A 22442-nucleotide genomic window follows, 5' to 3' on the forward strand; every position below is an offset into this window, starting at 1 on the left:
TGGTAGTTCCCGCACCGGCAGTTCGCCGACCACCGACCACCGGAGGCCCGCACCATGCGTGACGCAGTCGTCGTGGAAGCCGTACGCACCCCCATGGGCAAGGGAAAGCCGAACGGCGCCCTCGCCCACGTCCACCCCGTGGAACTCCTCGCGCACACCCTGCGCACCCTCGTCGAGCGGTCCGGGGTCGACCCGGCGCTGATCGACGACGTCATCGGCGGCACGGTGGACCAGGTCGGCGAACAGGCCATGAACACCACCCGCTACGCCCTGCTCTCGGCGGGCTTCCCCGAATCCGTCCCCGCCACCACCGTGGACCGGCAGTGCGGTTCCTCCCAGCAGGCCGTCCACTTCGCCGCGCAGGGTGTCATGGCCGGGGCGTACGACCTCGTCGTCGCCTGCGGCGTCGAGTCCATGAGCCGGGTGCCGATGTGGTCGAACGTGCCGCCCGGCGCCGACCCCTTCGGGCCCGGCGTCGCCGCCCGCTACCCGGAGGGACTCGTCCCGCAGGGCATCAGCGCCGAACTGATCGCCGCCAAGTGGTCACTGAGCCGGGAGCGCATGGACGCCTTCGCCGTCTCCTCGCACCAGAAGGCGGCCGGCGCCCACGCCGCCGGCCGCTTCGACGCCGAGATCGCGCCCCTGGACGGGGTGTCGCGCGACGAATGCGTCCGCCCGGACAGCAGCGTCGAGGTCCTCGCCGGCCTGCGGCCCGCCTATCACGACCCGGCGTTCGCCGAACGGTTCCCGCAGATCGAGTGGAACGTCACCGCGGGCAACGCCAGCCCGGTCAACGACGGTGCCTCGGCCGTGCTGATCACCTCGAGCGACACCGCCGCCCGCCTCGGTCTGCGGCCCCTCGCCCGGCTGCACAGCTTCGCCGTGACCGGCTCCGACCCGCTGCTCATGCTCACCGGAGTCGTCCCGGCCACCGAGAAGGTGCTGCGCCGGGCGTCGCTCTCCCTCGGCGACATCGACCTCTTCGAGGTCAACGAGGCCTTCGCGAGCGTCGTGCTGGCCTGGCAGCAGGAGACCGGCGCCGACCTGGACAAGGTCAACGTGCACGGCGGCGCCATCGCGCTCGGTCATCCCCTCGGCGCGAGCGGCACCCGCCTGACCACCACCCTCGTCCACGCCCTGCACGAACGCGGCGCCCGCTACGGCCTGCAGACCATGTGCGAGGCGGGCGGTCTCGCCAACGCCATGGTCCTGGAAGCGGTGTAACACCTCGTCAGAGCCCGTCCGGCGCCCGCTCAGTGCCCGCGCAGCCGGTGCCGCTTGCGCCAGGCCACCACCGCGCCCGCGAGCCCCGGCAGGGCGATGCAGGCCAGCGCGATCAGGAAGGCGGGCGAGGTCGGTGTCGAGGCGCGGGCGCCCGCGACGACGTAGGCGGCGGTGTTGGGGATCGAACCGAGCCCCGTCGCCAGCAGGAAGGGCAGCAGACCCATGCGGGACACGGCCGCGCAGTAGTTGGACGCCGCGAAGGGCACCCCCGGGAACAGCCGCATCGCCAGCATCGTCCGGAAACCGTGCCGGCTCAGCTGCCCGTCCGCGGCCTTCAGCCACTTGCCCCGCAGCAGCGGGCGCAGCGCCTCCTGGCCGAGGACCCGGCCGAGACAGAAGGCGACCCCGGCTCCGAGCACCGTCCCCGCCAGCGCGGAGGCCAGCCCCAGCTGCGAGCCGAAGAGCGCGCCGGCCGCCAGGTTGAGCAGCGGGCGCGGTACGAAGGCGACCGTGCACAGCCCGTACGCCACCGCGTACGCGACGGCCGCCGCGGCGCCCCCGAGCTGAGGTGGCCAGCCGTTCGTCAGCAACTGCTGCGGCTGGAACAGCACCACCGTCGTCGCGGCCGAGGCCAGCAGGGCGACGAGTAGAGAGAGCCGGGACCACGGAGACAGCAGCACTCTCGTCACACGCGCGGCGAAGCCGGTCGGCGCGACCGGTCCTGCGGCGGCGACGGCGAGTTCGGCGGCGGCGGTCCGGGGAGAGACCGTGGCGGTGCCCCCAGAGCGGGTGGTGGCATCGAGCATCCGGTGACACTAACCGACAAATGTGTGTGATCGCCGTATGGTGCGTCTCATGAGCGTCACAGCCCGGCCGATTCCGGACGCGCCGCCGAGCGCCCTCGCCGACACGGTACTGGAGCGGCTCACCGCCGAGTACCCCGCAGCGGCCGACCCCGAGCGGGCCGTCGGACTCCGGGCGTACATGAGGGACGTGGCGCCGTTCCTGGGCCTGACCTCGCCCGTTCGCCGCTCCCTGTCCCGCACGGTGCTGTCGGGCGTGCCCCGGCCGGACGAGTCGGACTGCACCGCGGTCGCGCTGCGCTGCTGGCGGCTGCCCGAGCGGGAGTACCACTACTTCGCCGTCGACTACCTGCGCCGGTATGTGACGCACTGCTCGTCCGGTTTCCTGCCGGTGGTCCGGCACCTGCTCACCACGGTCCCCTGGTGGGACACCGTCGACCTGCTCGCCGCGCACGTCGTCGGGGGCCTGGTCACCGCCGACCGCGGTCTCACGCGGGACATGGACGCCTGGATCGAGGACGAGGACCTGTGGCTGGTCCGCGCGGCGCTCCTGCACCAGCTGCGCCACAAGGAACACACCGACACCGACCGCCTCTTCGGCTACTGCGTGCGCCAGTCGGGCCACGGCGACTTCTTCGTCCGCAAGGCCGTCGGCTGGTGCCTGCGCGAGTACGCCAAGACCGATCCGGACGCCGTGCGTGCCTTCGTGGCCGAGCACCGCGCGCGCCTCGCCCCGCTGTCCGCGCGGGAGGCGCTGCGGACCATCGGCCCGTAGCACCGGACCGGTACCGTTCTCGAACTGCCGTTCCCTCAAAAACCATTCGACGTGCGACGAAGCGTCGGCAATGATCTGCCTCATGTTCCGGTACGCCTTCCACCTCGCAGCATCCGCGGTCGCGGATGCCCCGAAGGCTGCCGTCGCCCACCTCACCGCCGCAGTCGACGGCGCCCGAAGCTGACCCTCCCCGGATCGTCCGGCGGACCCCGCAGGGGGAGGGTCGGCCGGCCCCAGGGGTCCCCACCACCGCCACGAGGCTTCGAGGTACCGCCATGTCCAAGACGGCGTACGTCCGCACCAAACCGCATCTGAACATCGGCACGATGGGCCATGTCGACCACGGCAAGACCACCCTGACCGCCGCCATCACCAAGGTCCTCGCCGAGCGCGGGGCCGGCAGCACCACCCAGTACGTCTCGTTCGACCGCATCGACCGCGCCCCGGAGGAGGCGGCGCGCGGCATCACCATCAACATCGCGCACGTCGAGTACGAGACCGACACCCGGCACTACGCCCACGTCGACATGCCGGGCCACGCCGACTACGTCAAGAACATGGTCACCGGCGCCGCCCAGCTCGACGGGGCGATCCTCGTCGTCTCCGCGCTGGACGGGATCATGCCGCAGACCGCCGAACACGTGCTGCTCGCCCGGCAGGTGGGCGTCGACCACATCGTGGTCGCCCTCAACAAGGCCGACGCGGGCGACGAGGAGTTGACCGACCTCGTCGAGCTGGAGGTGCGCGAACTGCTCACCGCGCACGGATACGGCGGCGACGCCGTGCCCGTCGTACGGGTCTCCGGGCTGAAGGCCCTGGAGGGCGACCCGAGGTGGACGGCGTCCGTCGAGGCGCTGCTCGACGCCGTGGACACCTACGTGCCCATGCCCGAGCGGTACCTGGACGCGCCGTTCCTGCTGCCGGTGGAGAACGTGCTCACCATCACCGGCCGCGGCACCGTCGTCACCGGCGCCGTCGAGCGCGGCACCGTGCGCGTCGGGGACCGGGTCGAGGTGCTCGGGGCGTCCGTCGAGACGGTCGTCACCGGCCTGGAGACCTTCGGCAAGCCGATGCAGGAGGCGCAGGCAGGGGACAACGTGGCGCTGCTGCTGCGCGGGGTCGCCCGCGACACGGTGCGCCGCGGGCACGTGGTCGCCGCACCCGGCAGCGTCGTGCCGGCGCGGCGCTTCCGGGCCCAGGTGTACGTGCTGTCCACGCGTGAGGGCGGGCGCTCGACCCCGCTCACCACCGGATACCGGCCGCAGTTCTACATCCGCACCGCGGACGTGGTCGGCGACGTGGACCTCGGCGAGGTGGCCGTCGCCCGGCCCGGGGAGACCGTCACCATGACGGTCGAGCTGGGGCGGGACGTGCCGCTGGAGACGGGGCTCGGCTTCGCGATCCGCGAGGGCGGCCGCACCGTGGGGGCGGGGACCGTGACCGCGGTGGAGTGAGCGCGGTGGAGTGAGCGCGGTGGAGTGAGGGCCCCGCCGGGCACCGGCACAATGGGCGGGTGAACGAAGCCATACCCGTCAGCCGGGTCACCGACCACGGCACCGCCAAGCTCATGCCCGACGTCGACCGGGAACGGGCCTGGCTGCTGACCGTGGACGGGGCGCCGCAGTCGTACGTCGACCTGGACGAGCCGGCGCACCTGGAGTTCGAGTACACGCGCCGGCTCGGCCACGTCCTGGACACGGTCGCCGAGCCGGGGCGGGCGCTGGACGTCCTGCACCTGGGCGGTGGCGCGTTCACCCTGCCCCGGTACGTGGCCGCGACCCGGCCCGGCTCGCGGCAGGACGTGGTGGAGGCCGACCGGGGGCTGCTCGACCTGGTCGCCGAGCACCTGCCGCTGCCGCCGGACGCGGGTATCACCGCCCACGGTGCCGATGCCCGCGACTGGCTGGCGGGTGCCCCCGCGGACTCGGCCGACGTAGTGGTCGCCGACGTCTTCGGGGGTTCACGCGTGCCCGCGCACCTGACGTCCCTCGGCTATGTGCGCGAGGCGGCCCGGGTCCTGCGCGCCGACGGCGTCTACGTGGCCAACCTGGCCGACGGGGCGCCGTTCGGCTTCCTGCGCGGCCAACTGGCCGGGTTCGCCGCGTTCTTCGAGGAGCTGGCACTGATCGCCGAACCGGGTGTGCTGCGCGGGCGCCGCTTCGGCAACGCGGTGCTCGTCGCCGCGCACCGGCCGCTGGACACCGCCGCGCTGGCCCGGCGCACCGCCGCCGACGCCTTCCCGGCCAGGGTCGAGCACGGGCCCGGCCTGCGGGACTTCGTCGGCGACGCCCGTCCGGTGCGGGACGAGGATGCCGTACCGTCGCCCGAGCCGCCGGCCGGGGCGTTCGGCATCGGCTGAGCGGCGCCACCGGCCCGGTGTGCCTAGGACTCGGTCGGCGGTTCCTCAGTGAGGCGCACGGTGGCGAGGATCTTCTGGACCGTCGCCTCCGGGATCTCGTCCTTGACGCCCTTGGGGCCGTAGAGGTTCCAGGTGACGAAATCGCCCGCGCCGTTCTGGAACGCGAAGGTGATCGCCTTGCCCTCGGTGTCGCACTTGCCCTTCTTGGGGGCGCCCTCCGAGTGCGCCGTGATGACACTCCCCTTGATGCCCGAAGCGGTGGTGTACGGCTTCGGCTTGCCGTACTTCACGCTCTTCTTGTCCGGCTCGGTGTAACCGCCGTAGATCCACCACGGCACCCGAGTCTCGGCCGCCTGGTCGGTGGTCTTGGCGCCGCTCTCGCCGCGGGTGCCCGTGGTGGCGAGGGCGGTGGTCTCCTTGCGGCCGTCCTTGTTCTCGTCGGTCGTGCACCACTCGGACTTCAGGTAGGCCGGAGCGGTGACCGTGGTGCGGTCGGTCTTCCCGTCCTCCTCCCACTCGAAGCCGACGCTGGTGTCGGTGCTGTCGATCTCCCAGTCCGCGGGCACGTCGAACATGGTGCCGAAGCGCGGGTTGGCGACGACCTTCCAGCCGTCGACGGTGGCCTTCGCGCCCTCGCCCCCGCGCGGGTTCTCGTCGGAGCCCGACGCGCTCGGGTCGGCGGTGGGGGACTCGGACTTCTCCACGGTCGGGCTCGCGGACGTCTTCTTGTCCTTGCCGTCGTCCGCCTGGTCGTCCTTGTCGCCGCCGAGCACCAGGAAGCCGGTGACGCCCGCGGCCACGACCACGGCGAGGGACGCGATGATCGCGACCAGCTTCGTCCGGTTGCCGCCACCGCCGCCCCCACTGCCGCCCGTCACCGGCTGCGGAACGGTGGCCGGCTGCGGCGTGCTCCACTGCTGCTGGCCGTACGCGCCGGGCTGCTGCTGGTAGCCGGGCTGCTGATACGGATTCGGCTGCTGGTACCCCGGCTGCTGGTAGGGATTGTTCTGATTCTGCGGGTTCTGCTCGCCCCCGGGCGGCTGCTGTCCTGGCCACATGAGCAGTCACCCTAATGCCGCCAGGGAAACGATTCGGTCACCGACCCTTGTCAGGGACGTACCGAAACCCGGAAGCCTAGGCGTCCGACGGGGTGTACTCCCTGACGGTGGCCAGAATTCTTCGGACGGTGGCGTCGGGCACCTCGTCGGCGACGCCCGCGGCGCCGAAGAACGACCACGACACGAAGTCGCCGTCGGCGGACTTGAAGGCGAAGGTGGTCGCCTTGCCGTTCACGTCGCACTTGCCCTTCTTCGCCACCCCGGCCGACCGGGAGGTGGCCAGGCTGCCCTCGATGCCGGAGCCGGTGGTGAAGGGCGTCACCGGGCCCGTCGAGACCTTGTCCCGGTCCGGCTGGGTGAAGGCCCCGTAGACCCAGGCCGCGGCGTCGGTCCGGGCGATCTCCTCGGTGCTCCGGGCGCCGTTGTTGCCGCGGGTGCCCGCACTGGCCAGGGGCGTGTACTCGACCGAGCCGTCCCGGTCGCCGTCCGACCCGCACCACTTCTCCTTCAGGACGGCGGGGGCCTTCATGGCGACCAGGGGCTTCTCGTCGGGGTCGTCGTCCTCGGCGACGTAGGTCACCCAGTCGCGCGACTGCGGCACCCAGGAAGCCGGCACCTCGAAGGCGATGCCGAGGCCGGGGTTGGCCACTACGGTCCAGCCCTCGACGGTGGGCTTCGGGGCGTCGTCACCGCCGCGCGGGTCGTCGGCGGCGGACGGGGCGGAGGCGGCGGAGGAAGCGGAGGCGGAGGAGGCGGCGGGACCGGGCCGGGCCCCGTCGTCCTCGCCACCGCCCAGCAGGACGACCCCGGTCACGGCGGCGGCGACCACCACGACCGCGGCGGCCACGACCGCCACCACCTTCGTACGGCCGCCGCCGGGTCCCCGGCCGGCCGGTCCGCCGGACGGGACCGTGGGCGCGTTCCAGGGAGCGGGTTGCTGCTGCCCCGCGTACGGCGGCTGCTGCTGGTAGCCGGGCTGCCGGTACGGGTTGGGCTGGTGCGGGTCCGGTCCGCCGGTGGATGACTGCTCTCCTGGCCACATGGGCGCATAGCTTACGGCGATCTTCACGGGTGCCTGGCCCTGGAAGCTACTCACGGGTAACCTGCCTCCATGAGCGCAGATCAGATGTCGATCGGCGAGTTGCTCGCCGCCACGGTGCCGATGGTCCGGACCCTGAACCTCGAGTACCTGGAGACCACCCCGGAGAAGGCCGTCCTGGCCCTCCCGGACCAGAGCGAGTACCGCAACCACGTCGGCGGACCGCACGCCGGCGCCATGTTCACGCTGGGCGAGTCGGCCAGCGGCGCGATCGTGCTGGCCGCCTTCGGCGACCAGCTCTCCCGGGCGGTGCCGCTGCCGGTCACCGCGGAGATCGCCTTCAAGAAGATCGCCCTCGGCCCGGTCACAGCCACCGCGACCCTCGGCCGCCCCGCCGCGGAGGTCGTCGCCGAACTGGACGCGGGCAGCCGCCCCGAGTTCCCCGTGAGCGTCGCCATCCAGCGCGAGGACGGAGCCGTCACCGGTGAGATGACCGTCATATGGACCCTGCGCCCCAACGGCTGACCTCCGCCGACCCGGTACGCTTCCCGGTGCGCCTCGATCGAGGCGCACCGGGAACAGGGACCAGGTTCGCGAAGCGGAGGGTGGGGCGTTGCACGTCCAGGAATGGCTCGACACGGTGCCCGCGGCGGCCGTCTACGCCGTCGTCGGACTCGTCATCGGTCTGGAGAGCCTGGGCATTCCGTTGCCCGGCGAGATCATCCTGGTGTCGGCGGCCCTGCTGTCGTCGCAGCACGGCGGGATCGACCCGCTGGTCCTCGGCGCCTGCGCCAGCGCGGGCGCGGTGATCGGCGACTCCATCGGATACGCCATCGGCCGCAAGGGCGGCCGGCCCCTGCTGGCCTGGCTGGGCAGGAAGTTCCCCAAGCACTTCAGCGAGGGGCACGTCGCCACCGCCGAGCGGTCCTTCCAGAAGTGGGGCATGTGGGCCGTGTTCTTCGGCCGCTTCGTCGCCCTGCTGCGGATCTTCGCGGGCCCGCTGGCCGGTGTACTGCGGATGCCGTACTGGAAGTTCCTGATCGCCAACGTCCTCGGCGGCATCGTCTGGGCGGGCGGCACCACCGCCGTCATCTACTACGTCGGCGTCGTCGCGGAGGACTGGCTCAAGCGCTTCTCGTGGCTGGGCCTGGTGGTGGCGGTCCTGATCGGAGTCGCATCGATGCTCATCGTCAAGCGCAGGGCGGGCAGGGCTCAGCCGGAGCCCGAGCCCGTCACCGCCGGGGAGTGAGGCGCCCCAAAGGGGCGCGGGGCTGTGCCGATGTGCGGCTCCGCCGCGTGGGCGCGACCAGCCACAACCGGGCCCGCGGCCGACATACGGTCCGCAGCCCCCTGTTCACCCGCGGAGCTGAGCGTGCTCTCCAGCCAGCGCCGCGTACATCGTGCCGTTCAGCGTGACCCCCTGACGCTCCTCCTCCGTCAGCTCCCGCTTCACCTTCGCCGGCACCCCCGCGACCAGCGACCCCGGCGGCACCCGCATCCCCTGCGGGACCAGCGCCTGGGCCGCGACCAGCGAACCGGCGCCGATCACCGCGCCGTTGAGCACCGTGGCACCCATGCCGATCAGGCAGTCGTCCTCGACGGTGGCACCGTGCACCACGGCGTTGTGCCCGATGGAGACGCGCTCGCCGACGGTGACGGGGAAGCCCGGGTCGGCGTGGAGCGTGCAGTTGTCCTGGACGTTGCTGTTCGCGCCGACGGAGATCCGCTCGACGTCGCCGCGCAGCACCGCGCCGTACCAGACACTCGCCCCGGCGTGCAGCGTCACGTCCCCGACGACCGAGGCGGTCGGCGCCACGAAGGCCTCCGCGTCCACCTTCGGGTCCTTGCCGCCGATGCCCGTGATCAGCGCCTTCTGCGTCATCTTCGCCTCCTGCTCGGGTGTTGTACGGCACCGTACGCCACCCCGGTGGGGTGAAGATCACAGCCCTGCCGCGGCATGGCCGTACCGCACGCGGACTACCGTGAGCGGGTGCCGAAGCGCAAGAACACGTTCTCGTCCTGGCGGAGCCGCCTCGCGCAGAAGGCCGTCCACGCGGGCTGGGCCTGGGTGCAGCGCACCGGTTCCGTCACCGCCGCGCACCCCGGGCGGTTCCGGTTCGGCGCGCTGGGCACCGGCACCCGGCTCGCCTTCCCGCTCGGCACGGTCTTCGGCGAGCCCTGGATCCACGTCGGCGCGCACTGCATCATCGGCGAGCAGGTCACGCTGACCGCCGGACTCATGCCCGACCTCGACCTCGGACCGGAACCGATCCTGCGCATCGGCGACGGGGTCGTCCTCGGCCGCGGCAGCCACGTCATCGCGGACACCACCGTCGTCATCGGCAGCGACTGCTACTTCGGCCCGTACGTCTACGTCACCTCCACCAACCACTCCTACGACGACCCGCAGCAGCCCATCGGCAAGCAGTGGCCGCGGATGGACCCGGTGGAGATCGGCCCCGGCTGCTGGATCGGCACCGGCGCGGTGATCCTGCCCGGCGCGCGGATCGGGCGGAACGTGGTCGTGGCCGCCGGTGCCGTGGTCCGGGGCACGGTCCCCGACCACGCCGTGGTGGCGGGCGCCCCCGCCCGCGTCGTACGGCGCTGGACACCCGCCGAGGGCTGGCAGCCGCCGCTGCGGACTCCGGCTCCGGTGCCCATTCCCGACGGGATCACGCCGGGGCAGCTGCGGGAGCTGTCGAAGCTGGACGACGCGGCGGTGGCCCGTCTCGCCGAACTGGACGACCCGGAGCGGGCGGCGGGCAGGCTCGCGGAACCGGCCGCTGAGGGCTGACCGGGCGCGAGCGCCGAGCGGGCGCCGGCCTCAGCCCGTCGCCAGCAGCAGCGTGCCCACCAGCGCGAGGCCCGCGCCGGCCGCCTGTACCGCACGCAGCCGTTCGCTCAGCAACCCGCGCGCGGCCAGCGCCGTCACCACCGGGTAGAGGGAGGCCAGCACGGCGGCCACCGTGACCGGGCCGTGCCGGGCGGCGATCGAGTAGGTGCCGTTGGCCGCGACGTCGGCGAGTCCGACGAAGGCCAGGGCGGGCAGCGCGGTGAGGGGGAGGCCCCGCTCGGGCAGCGCGGGGGCGCCGCGCCGGACGGACACCCACAGGGCCAGTCCGCCCGCGGCGACGTTGGTGACGCGCTGGACGAACAGGGCGAGGAAGAGACCGGTGAGCGTGGTCGACGCCTCGGCGATGAGGGCCATCACCGCGCCGAAGCCGATCGCGGCGACGAGGGTGAGGACGACGGCCCGCCGCTGCACGGGCGCGCCCCGCAACTGCGGACCCCCGGCGAGCACGACCCCGGCCACGGCGACCAGGATGCCGGCGAGCTGCGGCAGTCCGGGCCGCTCGCCCAGGACGAGGCCCACGGTCACCGGGACGGCCACGCCGAGCGAACCGAGCGGCGAGACGACGCCCATCGGGCCCATGGCCAGTGCCTTGTAGAAGGCGAGCATCGCCACCGGCCCGACCAGCCCCGCCGCCACCGCGAACCACAGGTGCGGCGACGCCTCGCTCCAGGCGCCGGTCGCGGCCACGATCACACCGAGGACCGCGACCGCGATCGACTGCGAGACGACGACCACCGTGAGCGCCGGGGGTGCGCCGGGTCAGCACTCCGCCGCCGAAGTCCGCAAGGCCCCACAGGAGGCTGGTGGCCAGGGCGAACAGCGCTGTCATGATCCGGTCGCCTCGCAGTACAGTTCGGTGGACCTTCGGGTGCAGCAGACCATAGTTCAATCCGCTGCACCATGTCATCCAAAATAATGTACGCACCTGTACGCACCTGTACGAGTCCCTGGACGGAACGTGGCGGACCTCGACCTCCTGACCCAGTCCCTGGCGCGCAACGTCAAGCGCTGGCGCGGCGAACGCGGCTTCACCCTGGAGGCGCTCGCGGCGCGCGCCGGGGTCAGCCGCGGCATGCTCATCCAGATCGAGCAGGCCCGCACCAACCCCAGCCTCGGTACCGTCGTGAAGATCGGCGACGCCCTCGGCGTCAGCATCACCACCCTGCTCGACCGGGAACAGGGGCCCGCGGTCCGCGTCGTTCCCGCCGACGAGGCCGTCCGCCTCTGGCACACCGGCGCCGGCAGCTTCAGCCGGCTGCTCGCCGGGGTGGAGGCGCCCGGCCCGCTGGAGATGTGGGAATGGCGGCTGATGCCGGGCGAGAGCAGCCGCTCCGACCCGCACCCCACCGGCGCCGTCGAGCTGGTGCACGTCACCTCCGGTGAACTCGCCCTCACCGTCGACGGGGTGACCCACCGCGTGCCCACGGGCGCGAGCGCCTCCTTCGAGTCCGACACCCCGCACACGTACGGCAACGAGGGTGACGCGCCGATGGAGATGATCATGGCGGTGTCGGTGCCGCCCGTCCGCTGAGACGGCCGTTCTCCGGGGCTCCGGCAGTTGTTAGCGTGCCGCCATGCACGCACCCATCGGGAACTTCGACAGCGCCACGCCCGCCCCGGACAGCCTCGACACGCTGACCCGCCCGGTCGCCGACGCCGTACGCCACTGGAGCGGCACCGTACCCGCCGACCAGATCCTCTACGTCGACACCGAACCGGACTGGGCCGACACCGCCACCTTCGTCGAGCACTACGGCCGTGAGCTGCTCGAACAGTCGGCCAACTGCGTGGTGGTCACCGGCAAGCGCGGCGGCGGCACGACGCTCGCCGCCTGCGTGGTCCTCTCCACCACCCGGGTCGACGTCAACGGCGTCGTACGCCGTCGTCTCGGGGCGCGCAAGGCCTCCTTCGCGCCGATGGACACGGCAACCGGGGAGACCGGCATGGAGTACGGCGGCATCACCCCCGTCGGACTGCCCGCCGAGTGGCCCGTGCTCGTGGACTCGGCCGTCGTCGACCTGCCGTACGTCCTCGTCGGCAGCGGACGCAGGCGCGGCAAGCTGCTCGTGCCGGGCAAGGCCTTCGCGGAGCTGCCCGGCGCCGAGGTACTGGAAGGGCTGGGCGTCGCCTGACCCGTCACGCGGAGGCGTGGTGGGCGAGCGCCAGATGCGGATCCGCCTCGCCCGGGGACGGCGCCGGGTCGGCGTGGACCAGGGCTGCGGACAGCCGCGGCACCGCGTGCAGCAGGGCGTGTTCGGCCGCCACGGCGATGCGGTGGGCCTCGCGGACCGTCACCTCGCCGTCCACCACCAGGGCCACCTCGGCACGCAGCCGGTGCCCGATCCAGCGCAGCCTCAGCTCGCCCACCCCGCGCACGCCGGGAACCTCGCCCAGTACGCGCTCGGCCCGGTCCACCAGCGCCGGGTCGACGGCGTCCATCAGCCGCCGGAACACCTCGCGTGCCGCGTCCCGCAGGACGAGCACGATCGCGGCCGTGATCGCCAGCCCCACCGCCGGGTCGGCGAGCCGCCACCCCAGTGCCGCGCCCCCGGCGCCCAGCAAGACGGCCAGCGACGTGTAGCCGTCCGTGCGGGCGTGCAGACCGTCGGCCACCAGGGCGGCCGAGCCGATCTCCCGGCCCACGCGGATCCGGTGGCGGGCCACCCACTCGTTGCCGGCGAAACCGACCAGGGCGGCCACGGCCACCGCCGGGACGTGCGCGACCGGGCGCGGATCGAGCAGCCGGTCGACCGCCGTCCACGCCGCGAAGACGGCGGACGCGGCGATCGTCAGCACGATCACGATGCCCGCCAGGTCCTCCGCCCGGCCGTAGCCGTAGGTGAAGCGCCGGGTCGCCGCGCGCCGCCCGAGGACGAAGGCGATGGCCAGCGGCACGGCGGTCAGCGCGTCCGCGGTGTTGTGCACCGTGTCCCCGAGCAGCGCCACCGATCCGGAGACCACGACCACGGCCGCCTGTGCCAGCGCCGTGGCGCCGAGCACCGCCAGCGACACCCACAGCGCGCGCAGCCCGCGGGCCGAGGCCTCCAGGGCCGGGTCCAGCTTGTCGACGCCCTCGTGGGAGTGGGGTGTGAGCCGGTGGGCGAGGAGGTGGGCGAACCGGCGCCACCGGACGGCCGGAGAGCGGTCGTCGCGGTGGTGATCGTCGTGGTGGTGATCGTGGTGGTGTCCGTTCGGGTCGCTCATGGGTTCCCCTTCCGGTGCCCGGTGCCCGGTGCCCGGTGCCCGGTGCCTTCCGGTGTGTCGGTGCGACGGGTGGACGCGCGCCGTCCTTCCCGCCATTATGTGCGTATGAGCGCACGAATGCACCTGTCACCTGCGGACGATGCGCATCCGCGTACACCGGGCGAGGAGCAGTTCGCCCTCGCCGCCGAGATCCTCGCGCTGCTCGGCGACCGCACCCGCCTGACCCTGCTGCACGCCCTGACCGGCGGCGAGGCCGACGTCACCACCCTCACCGAGGCCTGCGGGGCGGCCCGACCGGCGGTCAGCCAGCACCTGGCCCGCCTGCGTCTCGCGGGGCTGGTCGGGACCCGCAAGGAGGGTCGCCGGGTCGTGTACTCACTGCGCGACGGACATCTGCGCCGCCTGGTCGACGAGGCGCTGAACGTGGCCGACCACCGGCTCGGAGACCGGCCACTGCACGACTGAGCGATCTGCCGTCCCGACTGTCCAGGCGCTCAGCCGGTGGTCCGCACGCCGAGGTACCGCTCGGCGAACTCCGCCGCCGCGGCCGGTGAGGAGAACAGGCGCCGCAGCCGGGCCTGCGCGGCACCCGCGCGGTACGGATCCCCCGACGCCGTGCCGTGGTACATCTCCCCGAGCCACTGGGAGAACTCCTGGTAGTCCCACACCCGGGCGAGACACGCGTCCGAGTAGCCGGCCAGTCCGGAGCCGTCGCCCTTCGTCAGGGACGCGACCAGCCCGTCGCCGAGCAGGAAGGCGTCGTGCAGGGCGAGGTTCAGCCCCTTGGCGGCGATGGGCGCGGTCAGGTGGGCCGCGTCCCCGGCCAGGAAGAGCCGCCCGAAGGTCATCGGCTCGACCACGTAACCGTGCATGTCGAGCACGCGCTTCTCGATCAGCCGCCCCTCTTGGAGCGGCGGTGCGCCCGCCGCGCCGAGCCGTACCCGCAGCTCGGCCCAGATCCGCTCGTGCGGCCAGTTCTCCGGGTCGTCGCCCGGCGGACACTGGAGGTAGAAGCGGGTCACCTCGGGGCTGCGCGCCATGTGCCCGGCAAAGCCCCTCGGATGCATGCCGAACACCACGCAGTCCGAGGACGGTGGTGCCTCGGCGAGCAGTGCCAGCCAGCCGACGCCGTAGTCGTGACGGGCCAGGCGTGCCCGTCCGGCGGGCAACGACGCGCGCGTCGCGCCGCGGGCACCGTCGCACCCCGCCACGAAGTCCGCCTCCACGACCCGGCGTTCACCGGAGTCGGGGCACACGTACGACACCGCCGGCCGGTCGGAACCGGCGCCGTGCAGGCGCACGTCCCGGACGCCGAACCGGATCTCCCCGCCGCGCACGTCCGCGTACTCCCGGACCAGGTCAGTCACCAGGAACTGCTGCGGGTAGACGAAGTGGTGGCGTCCCGTCAGTTCGGTGTACCGGAAGCGGTACCGCTCCCCGGCGAACCGGAACTCGCACTCGGTGTGGGCCTGTGCCCGCTCCAGCAGGGTCCGGGCCAGTCCGCGCCGTTCCAGCCCGCGCACGGCCCACTCCTCGATGACCCCCGCCCGCGGCCGCTGTTCGACGACTTCGCGGGTCCCGGTCTCCAGCACCAGACAGTCGACACCCGCGGCGCGCAGGATGTTGCCGACCGTCAGCCCGGCCGGACCCGCGCCCACCACGACGACTGAAAAGCCTTGTGGTGCACCGGAGTTGGAGTGGGGGGAGGGTGCGTTCACCCGGACATTATGTCGGCGGTGCGCGGGACACGGGAACGGTCGCGACGGCCCTCGCCGCGGGAAAACACCTGGCGGTTCCCGACCGGCGCGGCTACGCTCCCCGCGATGACTACTCCTCCTGTCGGCAGATTGGGGGACCCGTCCGCGCAAGGTGAGTGCTGATGGCCACTCACTTCGTGAACGGAGACTCCGACTCCCGCCTCTCCCTCTGGCAGCGCGTGCGCGAGTTCGCCGTGCCGCCCTCCATGATCGAGACCGCGACCGCGCGCCGCCGTGCCGGGGACTGGGCGGGCGCGTGCGCCGCCGCGGCCGTCGACGTCGACCTCGACCTGCGCTCCGTGGCCCGCACCCACGGCCGCTCTCTCGCCTCCCGGCTCCGGACCGACCTGCGGCACCTCGCTCCCGACCTGCTGCGCTGGCACATGCCGAGAATCGCCCCGGACGGGCTGCTGCGCCCGGGCCTCACGCTCACCCTGGCCCGGTACGCCACCGAGGGTCGCGACGGTGTACGTCCGGTGCGTCTCGTCGCCCGTACCCCACCCGCCTGGGCGGACGGCGGTCAGCGCATCAGCCTGGCCCTGTGGGACGGTTCGGGCCCGGTCGCCGGTCCCGCACGGCACCCGCATCCCCGGCCGAGCAGGCGTTTCCGGCTCGACCTGCACCGTCACCTGTGGGACGCGCGCAGAACCGATGAGCTGCGTGTGCGCTCGGGCGCCGACCTGCCGCCGCCCTCCGACGCCCCGCCCGAAACCGACGGCCCGCGGTGGGCGGTGCCGCCGGGGCGACACTGTGCCGTGGGCCGGTGGGAGGCCGAGGCACGGATCCTGCTCCGGGCCGAGGACACCGGCTGCTCGACGGTCGTCGTGCGGGTCGGGTCCGGGCAGCGGCTCGCCCTGGAACTGGACGCGGGCGAAACGCCCTCGGCCACGCCGCCGCGGATCGTCGCGGTGCCCACCGGCGGTGCCGCGTCCGCGCTGCCGGTGCTTCCCGACGCGGCCACCTGGGTACTGCCCGACCTGGAGCTGGTCCGCGCGGGTGCGATCGAGGCCGGCCGGCTGCATCCGCTGGTCGCCTCCGCACTGGTGGCGGGCCAGGTGCCGGACGCCCGGCTCCGGACCCCGGACCCGGTGGTGGGGCCGCGGATGGTGGACTGCCGGGGAGCCAGGCACCGGATCGGCCTCGTCGACGGGGCGCTGGCGGCGCTGGACCACGATCCGGCCGAGATCCGGCGGGAGGAACTGCTCGCCGCGCTGACCGGCACGCCGCTGCCCTGCTTCCAGGTCATCGACGAGGCACACCGGCGTCCGGAGTGCCTCCCCGACATCCGTGAACGCCTCAACCACGGCGACACCGCCGGTGCCCTCGCAGCCGTCGAGGGGCTGCTGGGGCCCGCCGCCCGCCTGCGCGACGGCGACCTGCGGGACGACCTGGAGGCCGCCGCGCTGCGGCGGATCGCCCACGGGCTGTTCCGCGCGGGCCTCGACGAGCCCGCTCCGGGACGCGTCGCCCCGGCCCCCCACCGGCCCCGCGAGGGCCGCTCCCGCCCGCGCCACGCGACGTTCGACTGACTCCGGGGGCCGCGGACGTCCCGCCCGCGCCGACCTCCTTGCGCCACCTCTCCGAGCCGACCTCTTTGCGCCGACCTGTTTGCGCCACCTCTCCGCGCCGAACCCCTCCCACGACCGACTGCTCCCGCTACCAACCCTCAGGTGATGACACATGACGACCTGCGCTCCCACCGTTCCTTCCCAGCTCGACGTCGCCGGTGAGCTCCTGACGCTGCTGCGCGACAGCACCACCGAACCCAGGCCCGACATCCAACTGGAGGCACTCACCCTGGCCGTGGCCGCCGACCTCCCCGTGCTGCTGTGGGGGGAGCCGGGGATCGGCAAGACCGCGGCCCTCACACAGCTCGCCGCCGCCCTTGACCTCCCGCTGACCACCGTGATCGCCAGCGTGCACGAACCGTCCGACTTCTCCGGGCTGCCCGTCGTCGGCGACGACCCCGCGGAGCAGGGTGTTCCGATGGCCCCGCCGGACTGGGCCGTGCGCCTCGTGCGGGCCGGCCGCGGACTGCTGTTCCTCGACGAGCTGTCCACCGCCCCGCCCGCCGTGCAGGCGGCGCTGCTCCGGCTCGTCCTGGAACGGCAGATCGGCGCGCTCCGGCTGCCGCCCGGCGTCAGGATCGTGGCCGCCGCCAACCCGCGGTCCTCGGCCGCCGACGGCTGGGAGCTGAGCCCGCCCCTGGCCAACCGGTTCGTCCATCTCCAGTGGACCCACGACCAGGACGTCGTCGTACGGGGCCTCGGGGGGACCTGGCCCCGTGCGGCCCTGCCGAGCCTCGACCCGGCCGGGCTGGGCGAGGCGGTGCGTTACGCGCGCCGCGCGGTGTGCGGGTTCCTCACCGCCCGCCCCGGACTCGTGCACCGGCTGCCCAGCGGCGAGACACGCCGGGGCGGCGCCTGGCCGTCGCCCCGGAGCTGGGAGATGACCCTGTGCCTGATCGCCTTCGCGACCGCGGCCGGCTCGTCCAGGGAAGTGCTCTCCCTGCTGGTGCGGGGGACCGTGGGGGACGGCCCCGGCCTGGAACTGATGGCGAGCCTGGACCGGATGGACCTCCCGGACCCGGAGACCCTGCTCGCCGACCCGGCCGGTGCCGTACTGCCCGAACGGGGAGACCTGCGCCAGGCCGTGCTGGACGCAGTGGTGGCCGCCGTGCGCAAACGGCCGGAGAAGTCCCGGTGGGACTCGGCGTGGGCGCTGCTGGCCCGGGCGATGGAGACCGGTGCCCCGGACGTCGTGGTCGTCCCGGCGACGACCCTCGCCACGCTGCGGCAGCAGGACTGGGACATCCCTGCCTCGATCGAGCGGCTCGCCGGAGCCATGTCCCTCTCACGGCGCGCGGACCGCGCGGCCGACCGCGCCGCGGCACGGCTCGCGGGTGCCGCGAGGACGGGCCGATGAAGCCGATGAAACCGGCGAAACCGCTGAACTCGATGAAACCGGCGAAACCGGCGAAACTGCTGAAGCCGATGAACCCGATGCCCACCACGGTGACGGCCGGGCCGGACCGGGTGCGGATCGACCTCGACAAGCTCTTCGCCGCCCGGCTGCAAGCCGCCCGGGCCCGGCCCTATCTGGCGACGGCGCTGTTCGCCCTGCACGTCGTCCCGTCGCGCGGGGTGCCGACGATGGCCGTCGACCGGTACTGGCGGTGCTACGTCTCGGCGGTCTTCGTGGACCGCACGCCCGTGGAGGAACTGGCCGGGGTCTGGGTGCACGAGGTCTCGCACCTGCTGCGCGACCACCACGGGCGCAGCGACCGGGTGGCGCGCGAGCGCGGGCTGACCGGGGCGGCGGAACGGCTGCGGATGAACATCGCCGCGGACTGCGAGATCAACGACGACGTGTTCGGCGACGGACTGGTCCGTCCTCAGGGCGCGGTCGATCCGGCGTTCCTGCAACTGCCCGAGGGGCTGCTCATGGAGGACTACCTGAGCCGGTTCCGGCTCGGGCGGCTCACCGAGAGCCTGGCCTGGCTGGACTGCGGCAGCGGAGCCGACGGCCTCGACCGGGAGTGGGACCTCGGCCCGGACGGTGCGGACGGCCTCAGCGAGCAGGAACGGGACGCGGTGCGCTTCCGGGTGGCCCGCGGCATCAACGCCGCCCCGGGGAGCGCCCCGAAGGGCTGGCGGCGATGGGCGGAGAAGGTGTTCCACCCGCCGCAGCCCTGGCGCGAGTTGCTGGGGGCGGCGGTCCGTTCGGCGACCTCCTCGGGCGGTGCCGGCGAGGACTACACGTACGGCCGGCCGTCGCGCCGCTCGGCGGGAACACCCGGAGTGGTGCTGCCCAGCCTGCGGCGCAGACCGCCCCGGGTCGCCGTGGTCATCGACACCTCCGGCTCGGTCAGCGACGCCGAACTGGGCAGCGCCCTCCTGGAGGTCGCCGCGATCGCCCGAGCCGTCGGCGGTCGGCGCGATCTGGTCAGTGTGGTGCCCTGCGACGCGGCGGCCCGCATCGCGCACTCGCTGTGCCGGGACGAGGGGATCGAGCTGGTGGGCGGCGGCGGCACGGACCTGCGCACCGGCTTCGCGAAGGCGCTCGGTGCGCGCCCCGCGCCGGACGCCGTCGTGGTGCTGACCGACGGGCAGACGCCCTGGCCGGACACGCGGCCGGCGTGCCGGACGGTGGTGGGCCTGTTCCCGCGGGAGCGGACGGGCGGCTCCTGGAACGAGGACGATCCCGAGTACGTCCCCGACACACCGCCCGACTGGGCGCGCGTGGTGGTCATCGAGTCCGGTCCGGGCGCCGGCCGGTGAGCCCCGGCGCGATCAGCCCAGCCGCGGGATCTCGATCGCCGGGCACCGGTCCATCACCATGTCCAGGCCCGCGGCCCGGGTCCGCCCGTACGCCGCCTCGTCGACCACACCGAGCTGGAACCAGACCGCCCGGGCGCCCTTGGCGACGGCCTCGTCGGCGACCGCGCCGGCCAGGTCGCCGTTGACGAAGACGTCGACGACGTCCACGTCGAACGGGATCTCCGCGAGCGAGGCGTACCCCTGCTCCCCGTGCACCGACTCCGCCTTGGGGTGCACGGGGACGACGCGCTTGCCGAAGCGCTGCAGCACCTCGGCGACGCCGTACGCCGCGCGCTGCCGGTTGTTCGACAGGCCCACCACGGCCCAGGTGTCGCCCAGCTCGGTGAGGATCTTGCGGACGGTTGCCTCGTCGCCGTACACCGGCGGCCTCCTCGTGCTCACGGGCGGCCCGCGGGTCGGGCCACCCGTTGCCGACAACGGAACGCGACGTGCGGGGATTCCCCGGGGGCGGGAGGGGCGCGCCCCTGTGCGTCACCGCGCCACCGCGCCTACGCTCGCCTCGTGCTGCGCATCATCGACGCCCGGACCGGAGAACCCGCCCCCGCCGCCCCCGCCCGACGGGCGCCGACCCGTGTCGAGGCGCACGCGCCGGGGCGTGACGCCACCGCCCTGCGCGTGCTGCTGGTCGCGGACCTCCTGGTGCGCGCCCTGGAACTCGACGGCACCCCCGCGTGGGCGGTGCTGACCGGCGCGGCGGAGCGGGACGGGCCGCGCAAGGACGCCGCCGCCCTCGGCATCCGGCCCTTCGAGGACGGCACAGCCGGGCCCGTGCCGGGCACCGGGCAGGGCGTCCGCGTCGTGAGCGACGGGGAGGATGCCGAGGGCGAGGGCGAGGGCGGAGGCGAGGGCGAAGGCGAGGGCGAGGGCGGAGACGCACAGGGCGTGGCCACGGTCGCCGTCGCCCCCGTGCACCCGGCCGTCCCCGACCTCGCCGACCCCGACGCCGTGCGCCTCGCCCTGCTGGAACGGCACCACCACGCGCGCGTGGACCTCGACGCGACCGCGCTGGACGAGGCCCGCGCCACCCTCGCCGGGCTGCGCGGGGCGGTCGCCGACTGGGCCCGGCGCCCCTCGCGGCCGGTCCCGGCAGAGCTGCGCGACCGGCTGCGGGCGGCCTGGGAGGACGACCTGGACGCCCCCGGCGTGCTGCGCGTCCTGCGTCAGGTGCGGACCGACCCGGACCTTCCGGACGGAGCCCGCTTCGAGACCTGCGCGTACGCCGACCGGTTCCTCGGCCTCCACCTCACCCGGGACGTCGGGTCCGCGCCGTGACCGGGGGCGCCGCCGGGACCGGGCCGACGGCCCCGGGGAGCGCGGCACGGCGAGCACATAGGCTGGCCGGATGCAGGACGAGTACCGCACGGTCGCCCGCGCGGGTGTGCACGAAACCGAGATCAACCGCTCGCGCTTCCTGTGCGCCCTCGCCCCGGCCGCCACCGAACAGGACGCCCAGGCCTTCGTCGCGGGCGTGCGCAAGGAGCACGCGGACGCCACCCACAACTGCTGGGCGTACGTCATCGGCGCCGACGCCGGGATCCAGAAGGCGAGCGACGACGGCGAGCCGGGCGGCACCGCGGGCGTCCCGATGCTCCAGATGCTGCTGCGCCGCGACATGCGGTACGTAGTCGCCGTCGTCACCCGCTACTACGGCGGCGTCAAGCTCGGCGCGGGCGGCCTCATCCGCGCCTACGGCGGCGCGGTCGGCGAAGCCCTGGACGACCTCGGCACCCTCACCCGGCGCCGGTTCCGCCTGGCCACCGTGACCGTCGACCACCAGCGGGCCGGCAAGCTCCAGAACGACCTGCGCACCGCGGGCCGCGCGGTGCGCGACGTGCGGTACGCCGAGGCCGTCACCATCGAGGTCGGCCTGCCGGAGGCCGACGTGGACACCTTCCGCGCCTGGCTCGCGGACGCCACCGCCGGATCGGCCGGGTTCGAACTGGGCGGAGAGGCGTACGGCGACGCGTGACGGGGCGGACAGCGGTGGACGACGGCGCCGTGCCGGGCCTCACGCGGCACGGACGTGCGCCGGCCGTTCGCTCGTGAGCCTCTCGACGGCCTCCCACAGCTCCTGCTCGCGCCGGCGGTCGTAGGACTCCGCCGAGGACGGAACGGCGCGGCCCCGGTCGACATAGGAGCCGCTGGGCGCCTGCGTGGCGCCGAGGACGAGATCGGCAAGGTGGCGCCCGGCGGCCGCGCGGCTGGTGGCGAACGGTGTGAGGGTCATCGCCGGCATGACCCGCCGCATCGCGAACCGGGCGACCGGGCCCGCGTTGCGGGTGAGGCCGGTGCCGGGGACGAATCCCGGGTTGTAGCCCACGGCGTCGATTCCGGCCGGCAGCCGGCGCGCGTACTCGTGCACGAGGTGGATCGCGGCCAGCTTGCTGGTCGAGTACGCGGTGCGCCCGGCGCGCGTGGTACCGGGTCTGGGAAACGCACCGGTGCGGGCGAGCCGGTCCGGGGCGGCCCAGACGGGTCCCGGCACCATGCCCATGTTGTGCCGGAAATCGCCGAAGTGCGTGTCACTGACCGTGATCACGACGCGGGCGGGGGAGACGAAGCGGTTCTCGAGTCCCCGGACGAGCAGGTGGTTGGCCAGCACGTTGATCGCGAAGGTGGCCTCGAAGCCGTCGGGCCCCTCGGTCAGCGCGTTCGTGTACTGCGTGCCCGCGTTTCCCACGAAGCCGCGCAGGGGCGGCAGTTCACCGCGCGTGAGCCGGCCGTTGATCGCGGCGGCGGCCGAGCGCACGCTGTCCAGCGAACCGAGGTCCGCCTCGACCGCGGTGACGGCCCGCCCCCGCGCTCCCAGTTCGGCGGCGAGCGCGTCGGCGCCGCCGCGGGCGACGACGACCAGATGCGTGTCCGGGGAGCGTCGCAGGATGTCCCGGGCCGCGACGCGGCCGATACCGCGGCTCGCGCCGGTCATGACGACGGTGTGCTTCATGGGGCCTCCTTGGCCGGTCAGCCGGTGTGCGCCCTGCTGGACGGACGCACCACCAAGGTCTCCGGCCCCGCCGAAGGCAACCAGG

The 22442-nt window shown here is 73.8% G+C and carries 23 protein-coding genes and 1 pseudogene; 15 read left to right on the top strand and 9 right to left on the bottom strand.

The window, feature by feature from the left end; all coding sequences use genetic code 11:
• Positions 1 to 54: 54 nt before the first annotated feature.
• Positions 55 to 1224, top strand: coding sequence for a thiolase family protein (locus tag ACFYZ3_RS22955; RefSeq protein WP_388520740.1), 1170 nt, complete (start codon positions 55 to 57; stop codon positions 1222 to 1224).
• A gap of 29 nt (positions 1225 to 1253) precedes the next feature.
• Here the strand turns inward: ACFYZ3_RS22955 and ACFYZ3_RS22960 are convergent, their stop codons facing one another.
• Positions 1254 to 2030, bottom strand: coding sequence for a TVP38/TMEM64 family protein (locus ACFYZ3_RS22960; RefSeq protein ID WP_388520743.1), 777 nt, complete (start codon positions 2028 to 2030; stop codon positions 1254 to 1256).
• 49 nt (positions 2031 to 2079) lie between these two features.
• Here ACFYZ3_RS22960 and ACFYZ3_RS22965 point away from each other — a divergent pair, with 49 nt between their 5' ends.
• The 3 genes from ACFYZ3_RS22965 (at position 2080) to ACFYZ3_RS22975 (ending at position 5161) form a co-directional block, all read left to right on the top strand.
• Positions 2080 to 2802: a DNA alkylation repair protein gene (locus ACFYZ3_RS22965; RefSeq protein ID WP_388520746.1), complete on the top strand. Its 723-nt coding sequence runs from the start codon at positions 2080 to 2082 to the stop codon at positions 2800 to 2802.
• A 275-nt stretch (positions 2803 to 3077) separates the two neighbouring features.
• Positions 3078 to 4256, top strand: a complete 1179-nt coding sequence (gene tuf, locus ACFYZ3_RS22970; protein ID WP_388520749.1) for an elongation factor Tu — start codon at positions 3078 to 3080, stop codon at positions 4254 to 4256.
• 59 nt (positions 4257 to 4315) lie between these two features.
• The gene (locus ACFYZ3_RS22975) at positions 4316 to 5161 is read left to right on the top strand and encodes a fused MFS/spermidine synthase (RefSeq protein WP_361006003.1); all 846 of its coding nucleotides are present in this window, start codon (positions 4316 to 4318) and stop codon (positions 5159 to 5161) included.
• A 23-nt stretch (positions 5162 to 5184) separates the two neighbouring features.
• On the opposite strand, the gene ACFYZ3_RS22980 is transcribed toward ACFYZ3_RS22975, so the two are convergent.
• Both ACFYZ3_RS22980 and ACFYZ3_RS22985 read right to left on the bottom strand, forming a co-directional pair.
• Positions 5185 to 6219 carry a hypothetical protein gene (locus tag ACFYZ3_RS22980; RefSeq protein WP_388520752.1) on the bottom strand — a complete coding sequence of 345 codons (1035 nt, stop codon included), beginning with the start codon at positions 6217 to 6219 and terminating at the stop codon, positions 5185 to 5187.
• Positions 6220 to 6295: 76 nt separating this feature from the next.
• Complete coding sequence (locus ACFYZ3_RS22985; protein ID WP_388521498.1) at positions 6296 to 7261, bottom strand: hypothetical protein; 966 nt, start codon at positions 7259 to 7261, stop codon at positions 6296 to 6298.
• An 84-nt stretch (positions 7262 to 7345) separates the two neighbouring features.
• Here ACFYZ3_RS22985 and ACFYZ3_RS22990 point away from each other — a divergent pair, with 84 nt between their 5' ends.
• Complete coding sequence (locus ACFYZ3_RS22990) at positions 7346 to 7783, top strand: DUF4442 domain-containing protein (RefSeq protein ID WP_052838967.1); 438 nt, start codon at positions 7346 to 7348, stop codon at positions 7781 to 7783.
• 88 nt (positions 7784 to 7871) lie between these two features.
• Positions 7872 to 8507, top strand: a complete 636-nt coding sequence (locus tag ACFYZ3_RS22995; RefSeq protein WP_388520756.1) for a DedA family protein — start codon at positions 7872 to 7874, stop codon at positions 8505 to 8507.
• A 105-nt stretch (positions 8508 to 8612) separates the two neighbouring features.
• On the opposite strand, the gene ACFYZ3_RS23000 is transcribed toward ACFYZ3_RS22995, so the two are convergent.
• Positions 8613 to 9140 (bottom strand): gamma carbonic anhydrase family protein, encoded by a 528-nt coding sequence (locus ACFYZ3_RS23000; protein ID WP_388520759.1) that lies wholly within the window; start codon positions 9138 to 9140, stop codon positions 8613 to 8615.
• Between the two features lie 108 nt (positions 9141 to 9248).
• On the opposite strand from ACFYZ3_RS23000, the gene ACFYZ3_RS23005 reads away from it, so the two are divergent.
• Positions 9249 to 10052, top strand: a complete 804-nt coding sequence (locus ACFYZ3_RS23005) for an acyltransferase (protein WP_388520762.1) — start codon at positions 9249 to 9251, stop codon at positions 10050 to 10052.
• A gap of 30 nt (positions 10053 to 10082) precedes the next feature.
• On the opposite strand, the pseudogene ACFYZ3_RS23010 reads toward ACFYZ3_RS23005, so the two are convergent.
• Positions 10083 to 10941, bottom strand: a pseudogene (locus tag ACFYZ3_RS23010) (EamA family transporter).
• 129 nt (positions 10942 to 11070) lie between these two features.
• On the opposite strand from ACFYZ3_RS23010, the gene ACFYZ3_RS23015 reads away from it, so the two are divergent.
• Together ACFYZ3_RS23015 and ACFYZ3_RS23020 are read left to right on the top strand one after the other, a co-directional pair.
• The gene (locus ACFYZ3_RS23015) at positions 11071 to 11643 is read left to right on the top strand and encodes a helix-turn-helix domain-containing protein (protein WP_388520764.1); all 573 of its coding nucleotides are present in this window, start codon (positions 11071 to 11073) and stop codon (positions 11641 to 11643) included.
• Between the two features lie 43 nt (positions 11644 to 11686).
• The gene (locus tag ACFYZ3_RS23020; RefSeq protein WP_388520767.1) at positions 11687 to 12244 is read left to right on the top strand and encodes a YbaK/EbsC family protein; all 558 of its coding nucleotides are present in this window, start codon (positions 11687 to 11689) and stop codon (positions 12242 to 12244) included.
• A gap of 4 nt (positions 12245 to 12248) precedes the next feature.
• Here ACFYZ3_RS23020 and ACFYZ3_RS23025 read toward each other — a convergent pair whose 3' ends face one another.
• On the bottom strand, positions 12249 to 13316 hold the full coding sequence (locus ACFYZ3_RS23025; RefSeq protein ID WP_388520770.1) for a cation diffusion facilitator family transporter: 1068 nt from the start codon (positions 13314 to 13316) through the stop codon (positions 12249 to 12251).
• A gap of 105 nt (positions 13317 to 13421) precedes the next feature.
• On the opposite strand from ACFYZ3_RS23025, the gene ACFYZ3_RS23030 reads away from it, so the two are divergent.
• Positions 13422 to 13781: a metalloregulator ArsR/SmtB family transcription factor gene (locus ACFYZ3_RS23030; RefSeq protein ID WP_003977520.1), complete on the top strand. Its 360-nt coding sequence runs from the start codon at positions 13422 to 13424 to the stop codon at positions 13779 to 13781.
• Between the two features lie 29 nt (positions 13782 to 13810).
• On the opposite strand, the gene ACFYZ3_RS23035 is transcribed toward ACFYZ3_RS23030, so the two are convergent.
• Positions 13811 to 15034, bottom strand: coding sequence for a 4-hydroxybenzoate 3-monooxygenase (locus tag ACFYZ3_RS23035; protein WP_388520773.1), 1224 nt, complete (start codon positions 15032 to 15034; stop codon positions 13811 to 13813).
• A gap of 161 nt (positions 15035 to 15195) precedes the next feature.
• On the opposite strand from ACFYZ3_RS23035, the gene ACFYZ3_RS23040 reads away from it, so the two are divergent.
• The 3 genes from ACFYZ3_RS23040 (at position 15196) to ACFYZ3_RS23050 (ending at position 19353) form a co-directional block, all read left to right on the top strand.
• Positions 15196 to 16602: a hypothetical protein gene (locus tag ACFYZ3_RS23040; protein ID WP_388520776.1), complete on the top strand. Its 1407-nt coding sequence runs from the start codon at positions 15196 to 15198 to the stop codon at positions 16600 to 16602.
• 151 nt (positions 16603 to 16753) lie between these two features.
• A complete protein-coding gene (locus ACFYZ3_RS23045) occupies positions 16754 to 17998 on the top strand; it encodes an AAA family ATPase (protein WP_388520779.1) in 1245 nt (414 codons plus the stop codon).
• A 77-nt stretch (positions 17999 to 18075) separates the two neighbouring features.
• Positions 18076 to 19353 (top strand): VWA-like domain-containing protein, encoded by a 1278-nt coding sequence (locus ACFYZ3_RS23050; protein WP_388521501.1) that lies wholly within the window; start codon positions 18076 to 18078, stop codon positions 19351 to 19353.
• A gap of 12 nt (positions 19354 to 19365) precedes the next feature.
• Here the strand turns inward: ACFYZ3_RS23050 and ACFYZ3_RS23055 are convergent, their stop codons facing one another.
• A complete protein-coding gene (locus tag ACFYZ3_RS23055) occupies positions 19366 to 19773 on the bottom strand; it encodes a CoA-binding protein (protein WP_361005963.1) in 408 nt (135 codons plus the stop codon).
• A gap of 141 nt (positions 19774 to 19914) precedes the next feature.
• Here ACFYZ3_RS23055 and ACFYZ3_RS23060 point away from each other — a divergent pair, with 141 nt between their 5' ends.
• Positions 19915 to 20685, top strand: a complete 771-nt coding sequence (locus ACFYZ3_RS23060; RefSeq protein WP_388520782.1) for a hypothetical protein — start codon at positions 19915 to 19917, stop codon at positions 20683 to 20685.
• A gap of 70 nt (positions 20686 to 20755) precedes the next feature.
• The gene (locus ACFYZ3_RS23065; protein WP_388520785.1) at positions 20756 to 21382 is read left to right on the top strand and encodes a YigZ family protein; all 627 of its coding nucleotides are present in this window, start codon (positions 20756 to 20758) and stop codon (positions 21380 to 21382) included.
• A 39-nt stretch (positions 21383 to 21421) separates the two neighbouring features.
• Here the strand turns inward: ACFYZ3_RS23065 and ACFYZ3_RS23070 are convergent, their stop codons facing one another.
• Complete coding sequence (locus ACFYZ3_RS23070; RefSeq protein WP_388520788.1) at positions 21422 to 22357, bottom strand: SDR family NAD(P)-dependent oxidoreductase; 936 nt, start codon at positions 22355 to 22357, stop codon at positions 21422 to 21424.
• Positions 22358 to 22442 lie beyond the last annotated feature (85 nt).

The sequence above is a fragment of the Streptomyces sp. NPDC001599 genome (assembly GCF_042893535.1).
Classification (GTDB): Bacteria; Actinomycetota; Actinomycetes; order Streptomycetales; family Streptomycetaceae; genus Streptomyces.